The 15,905-nt window shown below is 62.0% G+C and carries 11 protein-coding genes; 8 read left to right on the top strand and 3 right to left on the bottom strand.

Annotated features, from left to right (window positions below; all coding sequences use genetic code 11):
* The first annotated feature begins 2 nt into the window (after positions 1-2).
* Genes LK12_RS00150 through LK12_RS23595 form a run of 3 tightly spaced genes read left to right on the top strand, consistent with a single transcriptional unit; the run spans position 3 to position 4,331 of the window.
* Entirely contained in the window at positions 3-2,318 is a 2,316-nt protein-coding gene (locus LK12_RS00150; protein ID WP_231568162.1) for a condensation domain-containing protein, read from the top strand.
* A gap of 1 nt (position 2,319) precedes the next feature.
* Positions 2,320-3,351 (top strand): alpha/beta hydrolase family protein, encoded by a 1,032-nt coding sequence (locus tag LK12_RS00145; protein WP_039277971.1) that lies wholly within the window; start codon positions 2,320-2,322, stop codon positions 3,349-3,351.
* Complete coding sequence (locus tag LK12_RS23595; protein WP_052223028.1) at positions 3,348-4,331, top strand: hypothetical protein; 984 nt, start codon at positions 3,348-3,350, stop codon at positions 4,329-4,331. Before LK12_RS00145 ends, LK12_RS23595 begins: the two co-directional genes overlap by 4 nt.
* Positions 4,332-4,393: 62 nt before the next feature.
* Here LK12_RS23595 and LK12_RS00135 read toward each other — a convergent pair whose 3' ends face one another.
* The 3 genes from LK12_RS00135 to LK12_RS00125 all read right to left on the bottom strand — a co-directional run bounded on the left by LK12_RS00135 (position 4,394) and on the right by LK12_RS00125 (position 7,708).
* A complete protein-coding gene (locus LK12_RS00135; RefSeq protein WP_039277968.1) occupies positions 4,394-5,290 on the bottom strand; it encodes a glycosyltransferase family A protein in 897 nt (298 codons plus the stop codon).
* 83 nt (positions 5,291-5,373) lie between these two features.
* Positions 5,374-6,483 (bottom strand): glycosyltransferase family 4 protein, encoded by a 1,110-nt coding sequence (locus tag LK12_RS00130; protein ID WP_039277964.1) that lies wholly within the window; start codon positions 6,481-6,483, stop codon positions 5,374-5,376.
* A gap of 49 nt (positions 6,484-6,532) precedes the next feature.
* Positions 6,533-7,708: a hypothetical protein gene (locus tag LK12_RS00125; protein WP_197063417.1), complete on the bottom strand. Its 1,176-nt coding sequence runs from the start codon at positions 7,706-7,708 to the stop codon at positions 6,533-6,535.
* 601 nt (positions 7,709-8,309) lie between these two features.
* On the opposite strand from LK12_RS00125, the gene LK12_RS23590 reads away from it, so the two are divergent.
* The 5 genes from LK12_RS23590 to LK12_RS00100 all read left to right on the top strand — a co-directional run bounded on the left by LK12_RS23590 (position 8,310) and on the right by LK12_RS00100 (position 15,794).
* On the top strand, positions 8,310-9,350 hold the full coding sequence (locus tag LK12_RS23590) for a hypothetical protein (protein ID WP_156135329.1): 1,041 nt from the start codon (positions 8,310-8,312) through the stop codon (positions 9,348-9,350).
* Positions 9,351-9,588: 238 nt separating this feature from the next.
* Positions 9,589-10,140 (top strand): hypothetical protein, encoded by a 552-nt coding sequence (locus LK12_RS00115; protein ID WP_231568160.1) that lies wholly within the window; start codon positions 9,589-9,591, stop codon positions 10,138-10,140.
* A 176-nt stretch (positions 10,141-10,316) separates the two neighbouring features.
* Entirely contained in the window at positions 10,317-13,154 is a 2,838-nt protein-coding gene (locus LK12_RS00110) for a DUF2339 domain-containing protein (protein ID WP_231568159.1), read from the top strand.
* Positions 13,151-14,536 carry a DUF3999 family protein gene (locus tag LK12_RS00105; RefSeq protein ID WP_082010259.1) on the top strand — a complete coding sequence of 462 codons (1,386 nt, stop codon included), beginning with the start codon at positions 13,151-13,153 and terminating at the stop codon, positions 14,534-14,536. The genes LK12_RS00110 and LK12_RS00105 overlap by 4 nt, the downstream gene beginning before the upstream one ends.
* Before the next feature lie 25 nt (positions 14,537-14,561).
* Positions 14,562-15,794: a hypothetical protein gene (locus LK12_RS00100; protein WP_039277957.1), complete on the top strand. Its 1,233-nt coding sequence runs from the start codon at positions 14,562-14,564 to the stop codon at positions 15,792-15,794.
* Positions 15,795-15,905 lie beyond the last annotated feature (111 nt).

The following is a 15,905-nucleotide window of genomic DNA, read 5'->3' as shown; positions in this document are numbered from 1 at the left end:
CCATGGCCGATCGTGTCATAGGAAATGACGCCGTCACGCAACGGGACGCGCAGGTCGTGGCTCGCTTTCCTGCCACTGCAAACCAGATGCAGTACTGGCGGGAAGTCCATCTGGAGCGGGCAGGGGCGGCGCTCAACGCGTCGTTCCGGCGCCGGCTGGAGGGGCGCATTTCCGATTATGCCATCCAGACGGCACTGGAGCAGTTGATCGACCGGCATGAGATCCTGCGCACGCGGTTTCGCATGCAGGACGACGGTCAGTTGTTGCAGGAAGTGCTGAGCGAGGTTGCCTTCAAGCCGGATCACGTCGATCTGCGTCACCTTCCGTCGCCGAGCCGGGAAGCAGAGCTGGAGCGCCTTGGCGCAGCCGAAGCGCGCAAACCCTTCACCTTTTCCGACAAGGACTCGCCTGCTCCGCTGTTTCGCGTGCTGCTGGTCAGGCTGGCCCCCGATCTTGCCTGCATCCACTTCACGTTCCATCATCTGGTTGTCGATGGCTGGTCGGTCGGATTGATCGAAGAGGAATTCGGCAAGCTTGCTGCGGCTGCGGATTCGGGAGACAGCGCCGAGCTTCCACCGGTGGACATGCAGTTCGGCGACTATGCCTTGTGGCAAGGCGACGTCCTGGCGAGTCCGGCACTGGACGGACAACGCGATTACTGGAAGCGCAAGCTCGAGGGACTGCCCCGGTTCGAGGTCAGCCCGGATCGTCCCGGCCCGCGCACCGATGCCGATAGCCAGATCCGCTCTGTCCTGCTCTCGCGGGAGGTTTCAGGTGCATTCGAAGCACTGGCCCATGCGCACAAGCATACCCTGACGTCGTTCGCCACGGCCGCAGCGGCCGTGGCGCTTCATCTCATGACCGGTGAAGACGAGGTGGTGCTGGGAACGCAGATAGCCGGACGGGAAAACGCCGATGCCGAGAGCATCGTTGGCCCGGTCTTCAACTCCGCGGTCCTGCGTCTGCCGGTCGCGGACGGCGATACCTATTTCGAATTTGCCGATCGCGCCCGGGCCGTACTTTTCGAAGCCATGCAGAACCAGTTGCTGCCCTTCGCCGAAGTGGCGAGGATGATGGGAGACCAGGGCACGGCCGATCATACGCCGCTCTACGACATCAATCTCGTCGTCCAACGCACCAGCATCAGCAGCGGCAAGATAGAGGATCAGGAATTCGGCGACTTTCGCATGGTTTCCGCGCCGTCGCATTCGGCCGGTGCCCTGTGGGACCTCAGCCTGTTTATGGTGGGACGCGAAGAGGGATGGCGGCTTTCGTGCGAGGGGGCCAGCGCCCTTTACAATGCGGAGACGATCGATGCGCTGCTTTCGGTGTGGCGCAAGGTCATCGAGGGGGTTGTGGCGAGTCCGCAGGCCCGGCTCGCCAATCTGGCCGTGCTGGAGCCGCACGAACGTCGTCCGTCGAAGCGGCAGCGGCCGGAGGTTGTTCCAGTCGCACCGGGCCCGCGCCGCAATCCGCGTGTCGAGGCGCTGAAGGAGCGCATCGTTGCTCTCCAGCCCAAGGGCGATCGACTGCCGGTCATCGCGATCAACAATGCCTCGGTCCTTTATCCCGTGGCACGGGAGATCGGCACCGATCATCCTTTCTTCGATATCCAGTTCTGCCCTTCGCCGGTTCAGATCAAATTGCCGCAGCGCCACTTTTCTGACTATGCGCGCGACGCGGTGGAGATGATCCGGCTGGCCCAGCCGCGTGGGCCTTACGTGTTGTTCGGACTGTGCATCCAGGGCGCAATCGCGATCGAGGCTGCCCGGATTCTCCAGTCGGAAGGGGAAGAAGTGCCGCTGGTCGTTCTCAACGACACCTATCGTCCCGGATATCGCGAACATATGTCGTGGCTCGATCGACAGATTCGCGCGTGGCAGATTCGCAAGCGTGATTTCGATTCCCTGCACAAGCGTTGGAAGGCGGGCGATCTTCCCTTGGTTCACTGGCTCGACAATTACCGGATCGTCCGCAAGCTCGGGGTAACGAAAATGCTGGTGCGTCTTGGCCTGGTCGCACCGGGCGAAGTTCATGATGCCATGCATGAGGAAAATCGCTGGTTCGTGGAAGATGTCCTGTTGCCGACGCTCAGAAATTTCGAACTCGAGCCCTACAACGGCCGGGTCGTGCTGTTTCGAAGCACGGAATGGGAAGCCGGACGGCTGTTTCCGCGCGATTTCGGCTGGGAGGGTTACATCCAGGGTGATTTCGAGGTGATCGATTGCCCCGGGGCTCACGACAAGATGTTCCGCCCGGCGGGAGCGCAGGTGATTGGTACGCATATCCGCAGGATACTGGATGGCGCGCAGGAATAGGATGAAGCCTGCGCGAGCCTTGTTGGTCGGATTGGCAGCGATGACGCTAGGCGCCGCCATTTTGCTGTTGCGTGCTAACGCCGCTGAAATGGCGCCGACCGGCACCGCTCAAGTGCATGATACCATTAGGATGTTGCGCACGCCGGCTGGAACTTATCGTGTGCACATTTGGGAGCCAGGCGTTTCCGAGGGGAAGATTCCGCTGGTTTTGTACGCACCGGGCTGGGGCGGGCGAGCGGAAGACTCTGCGAAACTTGTCTGCGATCTCGCCAGTCACGGGTATCTGGTGGTGGCATTCGACGACCCCGTCCAAGACGCTCGGAGGGCCGGGGAGACCAGGCAGGAGCGTGAGGATATCGCGGCAGACTTCAGGATGGATACTCTTCCAGCCTATCGCGAGGGCTTCGCCATGGCGAGCCGGCGGGTGGCAATAACGTCACGCAAAGGCCGCGCTGTACTGGACGGCGTCCTGGCCCTGCCTGATCTTGAAGAGAGGATCGACCCGGCCCGCATCGGTATCGTCGGTTTCTCCTTCGGCGGCGCGACCGGAGTCGAGCTGGCGCATGATGACCCCCGGATAAAGGCAGTCGTCAATCTGGATGGCTGGGTGTTCGGAAAGAGTGCAAAGCAACTGCCGTCAGTCCCCTATCTCCTGTTCTACATCGACGAGGATTTCCCGGACGAGGCCGTGCAGACCTCGGACAAGCCGGCTGACCGCACGCTCATGCACGGGATCGCCTTCGACAAGGCGCTTCATCGTCGGCAGATGAAGCGCGATGACTTCTTCTGGTTGCGTATCCACGGGTTCGGTCATGAAGACCTCAAGGACGAACAATTGCGCTGGAATTGGCGCCACCCCCGGTACTGGCTATCCCTTCTGAACCCGGAGTTCATGAAGACGAAGCAGGATCAGTTCGCGGTGATCACGGCTTTTCTGGACCGATACCTGAAGGGGGAGGCCGGCGCGTTTCCCCCTGCCGGCGGTGAATATCCCGGTCCGATTTCAACCATGCAAGGCGCAGATTTGTCATGACGCGCGCAACGGAAGGCAAGGCAATGACGAGCAAGGCCAAGATAATGCCCGCCGGTGATCGACAGCAATGCCTGATCGAGCCCGAAGACAGCGGCAATTTCGCTCACGTCAACAGCCAGCCCTTCACCTTCCGGCACCGGCTACATGTGCAATCGCTTTTCACGCTCGAAGACGTGATCGCCATGTCCCGGCGTCTGCCTGACGGCGACGCTTTCAAGTGCTGGCAGAACGGGAAGGTCGGGATAGCCGATGGCTGGGATACCAGGCCCGAGGAGCGTCTCTCGCTCGAGGAGACCCTGGAGGGGCTGATGGAAAACGACGGCCTTGTCCTGTTCAAGCATGTGGAGCAGGACAAGGTGTTCGGTCCCGTCCTCCAGGACATCCTGCAGGAAATGTTTGACTACGCTCCGCGTGCATTCCGCGATGAAGTCATCGTCGGCGAGGCTCTGGTCTTCCTTAATTCGCCCGGTCGCCTGACGCCCTATCACTTCGATCTCGAATCAAGCTTCCTGTTGCAGGTGCAGGGCGAGAAGACAGCATTCGCCTGGCCCTACGGGGACAGCACGTTGGTGACGGACGGCGAACTCGAGGAATATTGCGGCGCCGGGAATTTCAATGCCGCCGTCTACAAGCCGGAGCGCCAGAACGAGGCGCAGGTATTCAAGCTCGGCCCGGGCGACGGGATCCATTTCCCTAGCGTGGGACCGCACTGCGTCCAGAATGGCGATTCACTGTCGATCTCAGTCAATATCAATTACGAGGTGCGATCGCTGCATCGCAATTTGCAGAATTCCCACCGGTTCAATCGTCGCCTGCAGCGGCTTGGCCTGCCAGCGACGAAGCCGGGACGCTATCCGGTTCTTGACGGGATGAAGGCGACGGCGTGGGATGCGGTTCTTGCCGCCAGGCGTTCGGTTCAGGCCGTCACTGGCCGCAAGGATGCCGTGGCAAGCTATCCCGTCTGGCACCCGCAGCGGTAGCCAGCGCCAAGGCCTCGCGGCGTCCGGAACGAATTTTCTGCTCGATCTACCCGAGGGCTCTCCTAGAGGTCCTCGATCCTCTCGGGAGTAAGACGGCCACGCAGGGCGTCGAACAGGCCGGCCCAGTTCCCCTTGGCGCGTCCCTTGCGGTCGACCCAGGGCTCCGGCCTGAACATCTTGAGATGATTGGCCAGCACATTCTTTAGCAGCAGTTTCAGTGCAAAACCCTTGGGCATCGTGCCCTTAGCCGCGAGATAGAGCGGATTGATGACCTGCGAATAGCCCAACCTGAGGCCGGGTGTACGCCCGTGCTTCAATCCCTGGTGCACGCCGGCGAAGGCGCGCGTCTTGACGATCTTGCCGCGCGTATTCAGGGCAAAGGCAAAGTCGATGTCTTCCTGCCAGGCGTAGAGCCGCAGGCGCTCGTCGAAACGCGTGTTGCCGATGGCGGAACTGCGATAAGCCATGTTGCAGCCGTAGAGGCCGACGAGTTCCCGTTCTACCGCGGCCGAGAATTCATGACTTTCGTCGTACCGTGCAACGATCCGTTCAGCGTCTTCCTTGCCGATGCCCGCGTTGTTGATCCCGTCGGCCAGCACGTTGCCCGTCGCGCCGGCGACCTCCGGATGAGCGCGGAAGAACAATGCGGCATTTTCGACACTGAAACGCGAGGGAACGAAGTCATCGTCATAGAACACGATGACGTCGAAGCGGTCGCCAAGATAGTCCAGCGCGGCATTGCGCTGGCGGGTCAGCCCCTTGGGGCCGAATATGGCCTTGACTGTATCGGTCTCGACAAAGCTGTCGGGCAGGTCTTGCGGCGTCACGGTCGAAAAGAGCAGTAGATCGGGTTTGCGTGTCTGCTGCGCCATCCGTGCGATGATGTCATCGAGCAGGTCAGGCCGGCCGAGGCTCGCGATCACCACGGCAACGGAGAGGTCGTTGCTGATGCCTGGCATGCCGGAGGCGCTCGGGGCGATGGATATGTGATCGTTCGAAGGGCAGATAGACGGCGTCATAGTGCGCATGGCTTCCAGTAGAACTATCGAGAATGAGGCCGTGAAGGCTCGACTAAGTCAAGGATGTCGAGAAGACGCCGCGCGGCGTTGCGCCAGGTGAACTGGGCTGCGCGCGTGCGGCCCAGAGTGCCGAAGGAGGCGCGTCGGTCCGTGTCACGGGCCAGGCTCGACAGCACCGCGGCCCATGCCGCAGCGTCGTGGGGATCGGCATAGAGTGCCGCTTCGCCGCAGACTTCGGGTAGTGCCCCGCACGGGGCGCATATGGCAGGCGTACCAAGAAGCATGGCTTCGAGCGGTGGGAGGCCGAAACCCTCGGTCGTGGAAGGAAACAGCAGTGCGCATGCGTGCTGCATCAGCGTGCGCAATTCGCCGTCGGTCACGTGTCCGGCAAATATCACGTTGGGCGGGATGGCATGCCCTTCGGCAGCGAAGGTTTCGCGACCGGCAGAGCCGAACAATACCAGCTTCATCCCGGACAGCTCTGCGCGTGCGAAGGCTTTCAGCAGAACGCCGATGTTCTTGTGTTCCTGCACGGTCGAAAGCGCGAGCGCGTAGTTGGTGCCTTTCAGCGAAAGCCGGGCCAGTACCGCTTCGTCCGGCTTCACGCGCAGCACGTGGTCCACGCCATTGTGGATCGCATGAATGCGGTCGAGGGGCGCGAGACCTGTCTTGGCAATCTGTTGCCGCGAGAACTCCGAAACCGTCAGTAGGGCGCGGTTCCGCCGTGCCAGGACACGTTGTACGGACATGTACCAGAGCCGGAACCCGAGCGAATAGGATTTGGGCGACAGTAGGACCTGCGCGTCGTGGACCATGGTCAGCGCATTGGCGGATGCCATCGGGCCGATGTTGCACAGATTGAGCAGAACCGGTTGCCCTTGCCTCGCGGGTAGCGTCATCTGTTCCCAAAGAATGTTTTCAAGCGGCCCCACGTCCCGCGTCGGCAGGCGGATCGTGTCGGCCCTGCCGCGCCCGTCATGGCTATGCCACACCTCGAAACGGCGCCCGCCCAGTTCCGGCGCTTGCTGTTCTGCCAGGTCTGCCAGCGCGTTGGAGATTTCGAAGGCGACTCGATGAACGCCGGTCATGGGTGCGCGAAGGAACTTGCCGTTGATGATGATGTCACGTGTCATCGCTGGATAGGGCCCCCTCCTTGGGCCGTGTATCGTTGAGAGAAGTGCATCAGCGTCGGGAGCTGTGCGGGGCTTGCGGCCCTGGATTTATGGCAACGACGATAGGGTGGTCGCTCAAAGTCAGATCGAACGATCTCTTCCCTATGATCTTCCTCCTCGGGTCTGTTCCCAGCGTCGGGTCGTAGAGGACGATCGATGCAGGGATGTCGGCAAGCTCGATCGTGACCTCGTCGGCCCCCTGTAAGCGCTCGCCCCAAACCACCAGTTGAAAGGTCCCGTCGCTCCGCTGAAGGAGCAGATCATGCACGGTGTCCGGCTGGTCCGGAATGGCATAGGCCAGGCTGCCCGGCGATTCCGCGGAGGCATCGTCCGCCAAGATAGTGGTCAGGTTGTGCAGGTAGTGTGCTGCCAGCCGTGGCTGATAGTCGGGACGGAAGAATCCGTAGGTCTGGTTGCCGCCTTCGTCGGTCCGGTCCCGCAGAATATAGACCGAAGTGTAGGAATAGCCCCGCTTGAACTGCGCCAGGTAGATGTTGAGCAGATGGAGCGCCTGCATCCTTTCGTCGATCGGACCGTTGATCGCGACCCCCGTTTCGGTCGTCACGCGCGGAAGGGTGGTGAGTTGAGCCCGGTCGTAGCCCTTGAAGCCATTCCGCCACGTCCTCCCGTAGTTCCCGAAGAGTCCGTCCACCTTTGAAGATGCCGTGGGATCGGCCGCATTCCAGGTCTTGTTGTCTTCCGGAGCAGGCGAGTTCGGATGGTATATGTAGTTGTGGAGATTGGCATAATCGGCGTAGCGCGTACCGGCAGGCATCAACGTGGCTGCACCATGCGGAATCGTCAGAAATTGCAGACCGACATTGTCGACCTGGGCCCCAGGCTCGGAAATCGTCCAGACCGGATACCGGGAGAGCAGCGGATCGCTCTTCACAGCGTGATAAAGGTCGCGCTGCAATTTCGCGACAGGCATCCACGACAATGTATTGCCGCCGCCTTTTTCGCCCTCGTATTCAATGCCCCAGTTGTTCGGTTCATTGTTGCCTTCGAATGCCAGCAGCGCATCTGCCTTTGCGAGCACCTTTCCCGTTCTGATGAGCAGGTCGAGATCGGTTCCGCCACTCACCAGACCCCAGTTCAGCTTCACGCCGGCCTTGCGATGCAGGTCGAGGAAGGTTTGAATCGTGGTCGGCCCATCCTCGGTCAGGCCTTCGATGCCGGCTCTCACCCACCGAAACCCGCCATATCTCAGCATCTTTACGGTCTTGTCGACGGGTTGGCCCCGGCCGGGGAATGTCGAGACGACGCCGATACTGTTCAGGAATTCGTTCGTGGGAACTGCCACATGGGGGGAGGGGCCTGAATCGGAAAGGTCTGGCGCATCGCGCGCCGAAAGCAGGGCAAAGCCTGCCAGGGCCAGAAGCAGACCGGATGCAGAGAACAGGGACTTTATCGACAATTTCCGCAATGGATTCAGGCCTCTGTAATCCTGTTGGCAGTCATGGTAGCAGGCGTTTCAGTTGTCGCCGCTGACCGGTTCAAGTCAAATGGAATAATTGGTGGAATCGAGGCGGCAAAAGAGACAACACGCGCGCGAATCCAGGCTATGGCGGTAGCTCTATCGGGGGTGTCGGCCCGGCGGACCTGGTCCGGCGGTTTCCCAGGTGCGGGACAGAGCTAGCTTTTCGGCGGGCGTGGCCGTTGTCGGGCGCTTGTTATGCGGGCTACTCCCAATGGATTACTTGTCGGGAAAGAGGGGCCCTGTCACACTTAGGCCTTTCCAGTGCGCTCTTGCGAACGGGTTCGCGGCGCCAATTCGAACAGGGCAAATGGCTATGGACCAGGCGAAGCAGTTCCGGTTTGCGGACGATGCTTTCGACGAATTCGATGCCGAGCATGACGATTCGGAAAAGCATGACGATCCGGAAAAGTCCGTGCTCGAACTGGAAGTCGAGTACATCGACCCGGCGGCGAACGAGCCGCAGGTAGAAGAAGAGCTGCTCCTCGATCAGGAGGTGATCGCTGAAGATACGGCGGACACTGTCGTCACGTTGGAACGAGAAGTCGCGCCGCACCCCCAGTATGGCAACCCGTGCGTCAAGGTCTTCGTCGAATCCAGAAGCCAATCCCTGCCGCAATGGCGCCCCGCGCCCACGTCCGAACAACCGTCCCTGCAGCCGCCGCTGCGCTCCGGGCCGCTGAATCTTCTCAGCGTGCCTGTGCCACCGGGCCACGTCACGACGACCGCTTCCGAGAGACCCAACGGGCTCGCCGGGCTGCTTGCCGACGCGCATCGCCTCGTCGACGACGTGCACAGGGCAGAAGAGCGTACGCATGAGATGCTCTACCGCACCATCGGCTGCGCCTATGATTTCGTGCTTTCCGCGCGTGAGGCTCCGGCAGAATATGAGGAACTCCTCCGCCGCGCCGACATCAAGGTGCAAGAGCGTGCGCCGTTGATTCCGGTGGTGAAGCTCGTGTTCGGAGTGGACTACGACAAGACGCGGCTGACGGAATATGCCACCGTGCTCGAGCATGGTCTTCGCATGGGCCTGCAGCGCGGCTCTCTGGCCAAGTTCCTGCTTGGAGCCCCGGGCGGGCTCAAGGGCATCGTCGCCGAAGAGCGCCGGATCCGGCGGATTGAAAGTGGCATGCCGGTCGCCGAGAGGACGGACCTGCGCCCCTCGCTGGCCAGAAGGCTGCGCGCCATGCCGACGCACCAGCTTGATGACCTTCCGGCCGAGGGCGAAGAGTTCATGCTGGTCATGGCGCGCCGCATGCCCGATGGGACGATTGCCGTACTCGGTGAAGCGCCCAGCAATATTCCCCTGCTGGAAAAGACGGCACGGCACATGCTCAAGCAGGGCTAGGGCCCGGCCATCTACGACTGCAGCATGAAGCTTGTCCCCTCCCTGGAAAGGGCGCGATCAACTGATGCCCGTACGGGTGCTGACCGTGCTGGGCAGGGCTGCCGAGGGTGCCGCAATATTGTTTGACTTGAAGTCACTGCAAGCGCTTATTCCCCTCTGACTCGCGGGAAATACACAAATGTGAGTCGAGGCAGTGGAAGTAATCATCCTGCCTCTATTCGGGTCGATGGGGTGCCGCATGCGTTGGGTGCTTGTGCTCTTCCTGGCTGTGGGGTTGCCAGGCCCAGCCTGGCCCGAGGCAGTCCGCGTTTATGCCGAGGCGGACGAGATTCTGCTGACGCCTTCCATGGACAATTACGTCACTTTGAACGCCTCGGACGACGGGCAGATGGAATCGTCGGAACTGGTTCCAATGGGCACAGAAAACGACTGGCGCTATTCGGTCATCTTTTCGCGTGTGCGCAATTCAACTGCCGATGAGTATGAAACGATGCTCAGGGAGATCGCGGAAGACGAGCCGGATTGGGTCATAAGTCTTCGCAAACCGTCTCCCGGAGGTGTGACGCTGGAAGGTAAAAGCTCGGAAGAATCGTTCCTCACGCGGGCGATCGATGGAGCCAGGGACGTCTACATCGTCTATGTCGCTTTCAAGGGCGTTCCATCCAGCAAGGACAGGGACTGGGCGCGGCGATTTCTAGGCCAGGTCGTATACTGCAACCGGCAAAGCAAAGCGCCGCCGGCGTGCAAAATATTCTTCTCGGGATGGCCTAACGTGCAGGACGGGAAGTGAAACGGTTACAGAAGGAGCCCGGGAAAGGCCGTGCCTTGCCCGAACCCCCGGGAGCGAGCCGTGCGCCGGTATTTCGCGTCGCGTCCGGAATAATGGGAGAGTTGGCTTTCGATTGACCCGGACAGCGTGATCTGACTGTACTGGCGAACTGGATAGCAACGCATGCCTTGGTTTGGGTGGAGGACAGGGCAATGGTGTGGTGGGGTATCTTTGTCGGCGTTCTGGTCGGCTGGTCGATGGACAGCGCTTATGGAGGCTTCGGGGCCGGAGCGATTCTGGGTGGTCTTTTCGGCTGGCTTGCGGGTGTCTTGCTCCGTTCCGCCGTAAGAGCGGAAATCCGGGCGGCCATGGCTGATCTGGCCCCGGTCGAAACGGCGCTTCCAGCGGGAATCGTCCCGGTGCCGGAGCCGGAGGCAGAAGAAGCGATACCCGCCCCCGCAATGGAACGCCGCGAGATCGAGTCTCTCGGGGAAGAGGGCCCCGAGGAGCCACCGCTAGCGCGCACGGGTCCAGAGCAGGAAGCGGGGGAGTCGCCGTCGCCAGTGACGCACGGCCCGGAGGCCTGGGTCCGTGCGGCGCGGGACTGGCTGCTCGGCGGGAATACCATCGTGCGCGCCGGGCTTGCGATTCTTTTCATAGGCCTGACCTTCCTGGTGCGTTTCGCGGCCAGTGCAGGCTGGTTTCCGATCGAGTTGCGGCTCGCGCTGGTGGGCGCGACAGGCGCGGCGCTGGTCGCTCTGGGCTTCAACCGGCGCTTGATCCGTCCGACTTTCGGCCTGGCGGTGCAGGGAGCCGGCGTCGCCATTCTCTACCTCACGGTATTTGCGTCGTCGCGAATTTATGAAATCCTGCCACCGGCCGCAGGCTTCGCCTTGATGGTGGTGTTCTGTGGGCTGGCCTGCGTCCTGGCGCTCCTGCAGAATGCACAGGCTCTGGCTTTCGCGTCGTTTGGCGGAGGCTTTGCCGTGCCGCTTCTGCTTGGTGGCCAAGCCGACACGCCCTTGGGATTGTTCACCTACGGGACGATCCTCAATCTTGCCATTCTCGTGATCGCGTGGCGCCGTTCCTGGCGCACGCTCAACCTGCTGGGGTTCGTGGCCACTTTCGGGATTGCGGCCCTATGGGGCGCGACGAGCTACGAGCCCCACCACTACGCCGTCTGCCAGGCATTCCTCGCTGCGTCGGTAGTCATCTATCTGCTGACAGCGATCCTCTATGCCCACAACACGCCCGGCCGCTTCGGCAATTTCGCGGACGGAACGCTGCTGTTCGGTCCCGCCATTGCCGGTTTCGGGCTGCAAGTGGGCATGGTGCATCGCTTCGAGTACGGCAGCGCGCTTGGCGCACTGGGTTTCGCCGCTGTGTATATCGGCCTTGCCATGTTCTGCCTGCGCAAGCGGCGAGACGAGATGCGGGTGCTGATCGAATGCATGGCCGCGATCGGCATCGGGTTCGTGACCTTGGCAATACCTCTTGCCCTTGACGCCCGGTGGACGTCCAGCAGCTGGGCCCTCGAAGGGGCCGGGGCCTTCTGGGTGGGCATGCGCCAGGCACGATGGATGCAGCGCGTGTTCGGTCTAGCGCTTCAGGCGGTTGCCGTTCTGGTCTTCCTGGTGACATTGGAGCCCAACATCTCGGCCGTCCCGCTGTTCAACGGCGGTTTCGTCGGGGGCTTGCTTGTAACCGTGCCGCTGTTTTTGACCGCATGGTGGTTGCGAAAGCCGTTACCACACAGCGCAAGCCCCTTGGCGAGAAGGTACGTCCAGGTCGAATACGGGTCTCGCTACGTATCGTTCCTCGTCGGCTTCGGGCTCGCGGCCATCACCATTATGCTCGAAATCGGACGGTTGCTGCCGGAAGAGGTTGTAGGAGATCTGCACGAGGCCGTCCTGTCGGCAAATCTCCAGCGGTTGACGACGATGCTCGCCCTGCTCGCTGCAATGGCCCTCTCGGCGTGGCTGGGGCGCAGGCGCGACTGGCCGGTGGCCACCTGGCCGGGACGCGCGAGCCTGTTCGTGCTCGCATTTACCCTGCTTTCGCAGGTCCTGTCGGGGCGCAACGTGCTCTACTGGCCGGACATCGCCTTCTTCGGCCTGGGGCTGGGCCTGCATCTGCACCTGATGCGAGAGGAAGATCGTGATCTGGGAGACGGTCCGGAAACCATGGCGCGTGGATGGCAACGCTTCATCCATGCCGGAACGGTCTGGTTGTGCACGGCGATGCTGGCCAACGCGATCTATCTCGCGATCGAGCGCGGCCGCCTGTGGGACACGTCCTGGGCGGGCGTCATCAACCTCGATAGCGCGGCGGCTGTTCTGTTCGTTCTATCCGCCTGGGCCGGAAAGCGTGTGGCGGAACCCGCGGACAAGGCTCGCTGGCCTCTCGATCGCTATTCCAGCAGCTATTACTGGACCGCCGCAGTTCCGCTGGCGGTCCTGGTGGCTTGTGGCGCATTGGCGACGGCCCTGTTCGCCGAAGGCGTGACGGCTCCGCTTCCCTATGTCCCCTTGATAAATCCGGTCGACCTGTCGCTGGTTCTGGCATTGCTGGTGCTCGTCCATTGGCGCCGCACACTCGCCAGCGCGGTACCCACGCCATCCGACGGCGGCGTGGTCACGGGTCCCAACGCATTGGCTATAGCTGCGCTGATGGGGTTCGTGTTCGTGAACACCATCTGGTTGCGTACGGCGCACCATTGGCTCGGGGTCGACTGGTCCGCCGATGCGCTGTTGACGAGCTTCGAGGTCCAGACCGGCTTGGCGATACTCTGGACGATGCTTGCCATGGCCTTGATGATCGCTGCCCATCGTCGAGCCCTGCGGGTCGTGTGGCTTGCGGGGGCGGCATTGCTGGTGATGGTGGTGGTGAAGCTCGTCCTTGTCGATCTGTCCAACTCGGGAGGCTGGGAACGCGTAGTGGCGTTTATCGCTGTGGGCGGGCTGATGCTTGTCATCGGCTATTTCGCGCCGCTGCCGCCAGCCTATGCCGATGACAACGCAGGAGAGCCGGCATGATGCGCAGGCAATCGTCGATATTCCTCGTCGCCAGTCTCGTGTGGCTGCTCGCCGCATGTGGGGGCAGGTCAGGAGGAGACCCGTCCCGTCCCGACAGTTATGCGACGGTCATGCCGGTGGAATCCGCAAGGGGGGACAAGCTGCAACGCCTGGCCTTGCCGGCAAAGGCACTGATCGCGCTGCGACGAAGCGATCATGCCGACTTGCGCGTGTTCGACGCGACGGGGCGGGCGATGCCCATTGCCATGGGCAACGACAAGGCACCGGATGTGAAGTCCGAAGTCCCGCTGCCGGTCCATCCGATCGTCGGCTCGAGCAGGGCCTTGCAGATCAAGGGTGTCACGCTTCGTCTCGACAACGCGGACCAGGCGCGCATCGTCGGTCTGGACGGGGAGCTTGTCCCGGCCGGCGTTGGCGAGACCAGTGTGCTCGGCGTCCTCATCGACACACGCAAGCTGGACGACCCGGTCGATGCTCTGGCGCTCGACGTCGATCTGCCCCGGGGGAAGCCGGTAACCTTCACGGTCGAGGCCAGCACCAACCTCAAGGACTGGTCGCGACTGGCGGAAAAGGTGATGGTCAGCGTGGATGATGGCCAGACCGTTCTGGGAGACCGGCGCATTGCACTCGAGGACGCCGACCTGCGGGATAGGTATGTCCGGGTGCGCTGGAATCAGTCCCCCGGCGACGAGACGATCGCTATCCGCGCTGCCGAGGCGGTAATGGTGAAACGCGAGACCCGGGCACCTCTGGCAGTGGCCGCGCGGGGATTGGAGATGCCGCAACCACGCGACGTTCTCTTCTCGCTACCTTTTGCCACGCGCCTGGAAGGCGTGAGGGTCAAGATAGCAGAGACCGACGGGGTGATGCCGGTCACGCTCTTTGCCCGAGGAACGAGCGAGGAGAGCTGGCATTCACTGGCCGCGGCGACGTTGCGCGGCGACCAGGCCGGAACGACCCTCTGGATCAATTCGGTCGACGGATCATGGCGGAACTTCAGACTCGAAGCCGATCGTCGTACTGCCGGATTTTCCAGGCCGCCAAAGGTCGAACTTCTGCTTCCTCGGCTCGAACTCCTGGTCCGATTCGATGGCACGCCGCCCTATCGGCTTGCCGCGGGGCTGGCGGATGCCCCCGATACCTTCCTGACCCGGGACGAGATCGCCCCCGGCATGGAGGCCGCCGACCAATCTGCGCTGCCCGTGGCAAAGACTGTGGCATCTAGCACGTCGCCGCTCATTGTCGCGGTCGATCCGGCCGGGCTCGACAAGGGCAAGGCCAGCCGCACGTGGATCTTGTGGGCCGTGCTTGTCCTGGGAACCCTGGTCCTTGCGTTCGCAGCTTTCCGTTTGCTGCGCGGAAGTAGGGATCCGACTATCTAAGCATTCGGTGGGAGGTGACGGAGCCATGGGAAGGCGACTGAAGACTTCGGTGGGGGCGATCGTGAAACATGCTCTGGCAGCCGGACTTGCGCTCTTGCTGGCGGGCTGTTTCGAGAGTGAACCGGCCGTGATCGCAGAGCACGACCTTGCGACACCGCCCGACCTTGCGGGCCGTTACTGGAGAATCGAGGACCACGGCATCGGCTCGATGACCTTTCGGAAAGGTGCGCAAGGCACCTTCCTGATGAGTGCCGACAAGGACGAGCCGTCCCCGGTACGGCTCGTGAGCCTGGTACCTCCCGACCTGTTTCTGCTGGTCAACGATGTCAGGAATGAGGAGGGCAAGCCGCGCTCCGTCTATTACCTCATGCTGCGGATCGAAAGCGGCGCGTGGAAGCTTCTCGATTTCAATGTCAATGCGATCGCGCCGTTCACCGAGGCCAACGAAGACTTCCTGAAGCGCATTGCCAGTCGCCACGGGTTCTCGCTCGATCCGGACGATTCCCTCACCGGCATCGAAGGCCCCGTCCGCCAGGGCAAGATACCGCAGCTTTTCCGGGACCGAGAATTCCTTGCAGCGACAAGGATCAACGGCATGGCGACCTATCTTCCGGCAAATCGATCCGGTGAAATTCCCGTCGATGTCCCGAATTCTTCCGATTTCGAGGTATCGCGCGAAATCGTTCTCGGGTCGCCGCTGCCGACGGATGCCGTCCTTGCGGACCCGCCGGGATTGGCCGGCCTCTACTATCAGGCCATGCCGCACATGTCTGAAGCCCTGCAGGCGTGCAGGATTCGCAGAATGGACGACGGGCGATTTCTGATCAGCGGCTATGGGTCGTTCGACACCATCGTAGCGCTGTTACCGTATTCCGCCGACGAAAGCGTGTTTCTGGCCGTGGCGCGACAGCAGGTGGTGAATGCCGAAGGCAAGCCGGACAATACCGAGCGCGTGATGCTGCTGACCCGATTGCCCAATGGCTGGCAGTTCAGTCCCCTCGCGGTCGGTGTGCAGTCCTATGTGTCCGAGCTATCATCGGTGCTGCAACGCATGATGACCGACGCGGCGGACCGGCATGGGTTTACCCTTTCGGAGGCGACGCTGACGGGGCCTGTCGATGCCGGTTCGCTGGTGTCTTTGTTCCAGGATGGACAGTTCACTTCCGGTCTGAGAAGCGAAGCAACGCTTTCGATGGTGATCACGAGCGAAGACTATGCCCGCCAGATGTTCTCGCAGCTGGAGATGTCCACGCCGTAATTGACCGGGGCCGCCGGCCCATCGCACATCGTGAATTGCGTGGTAGGAGCCGCGCGAACGCAGATGAGATGGACAGCGAGGCAATGAAAACGGTCGCCGTTGCAATTTCGG

This window comes from Novosphingobium malaysiense (assembly GCF_000802225.1).
Classification (GTDB): domain Bacteria; phylum Pseudomonadota; class Alphaproteobacteria; order Sphingomonadales; family Sphingomonadaceae; genus Novosphingobium; species Novosphingobium malaysiense.
This window is presented reverse-complemented; position numbering and strand designations above follow the sequence as displayed.

Excerpts from the sequence above, each read along its gene's own strand:
- LK12_RS00105 (WP_082010259.1), top strand. The coding sequence starts at position 13,151 with ATGATGCGCAGGCAATCGTCGATATTCCTCGTCGCCAGTCTCGTGTGG.
- LK12_RS00135 (WP_039277968.1), bottom strand. The coding sequence starts at position 5,290 with ATGCCAGGCATCAGCAACGACCTCTCCGTTGCCGTGGTGATCGCGAGC.
- LK12_RS23595 (WP_052223028.1), top strand. The coding sequence starts at position 3,348 with ATGACGCGCGCAACGGAAGGCAAGGCAATGACGAGCAAGGCCAAGATA.
- LK12_RS00130 (WP_039277964.1), bottom strand. The coding sequence starts at position 6,483 with ATGACACGTGACATCATCATCAACGGCAAGTTCCTTCGCGCACCCATG.
- LK12_RS00150 (WP_231568162.1), top strand. The coding sequence starts at position 3 with ATGGCCGATCGTGTCATAGGAAATGACGCCGTCACGCAACGGGACGCG.
- LK12_RS00115 (WP_231568160.1), top strand. The coding sequence starts at position 9,589 with ATGCGTTGGGTGCTTGTGCTCTTCCTGGCTGTGGGGTTGCCAGGCCCA.
- LK12_RS00145 (WP_039277971.1), top strand. The coding sequence starts at position 2,320 with ATGAAGCCTGCGCGAGCCTTGTTGGTCGGATTGGCAGCGATGACGCTA.
- LK12_RS00100 (WP_039277957.1), top strand. The coding sequence starts at position 14,562 with ATGGGAAGGCGACTGAAGACTTCGGTGGGGGCGATCGTGAAACATGCT.
- LK12_RS23590 (WP_156135329.1), top strand. The coding sequence starts at position 8,310 with ATGGCTATGGACCAGGCGAAGCAGTTCCGGTTTGCGGACGATGCTTTC.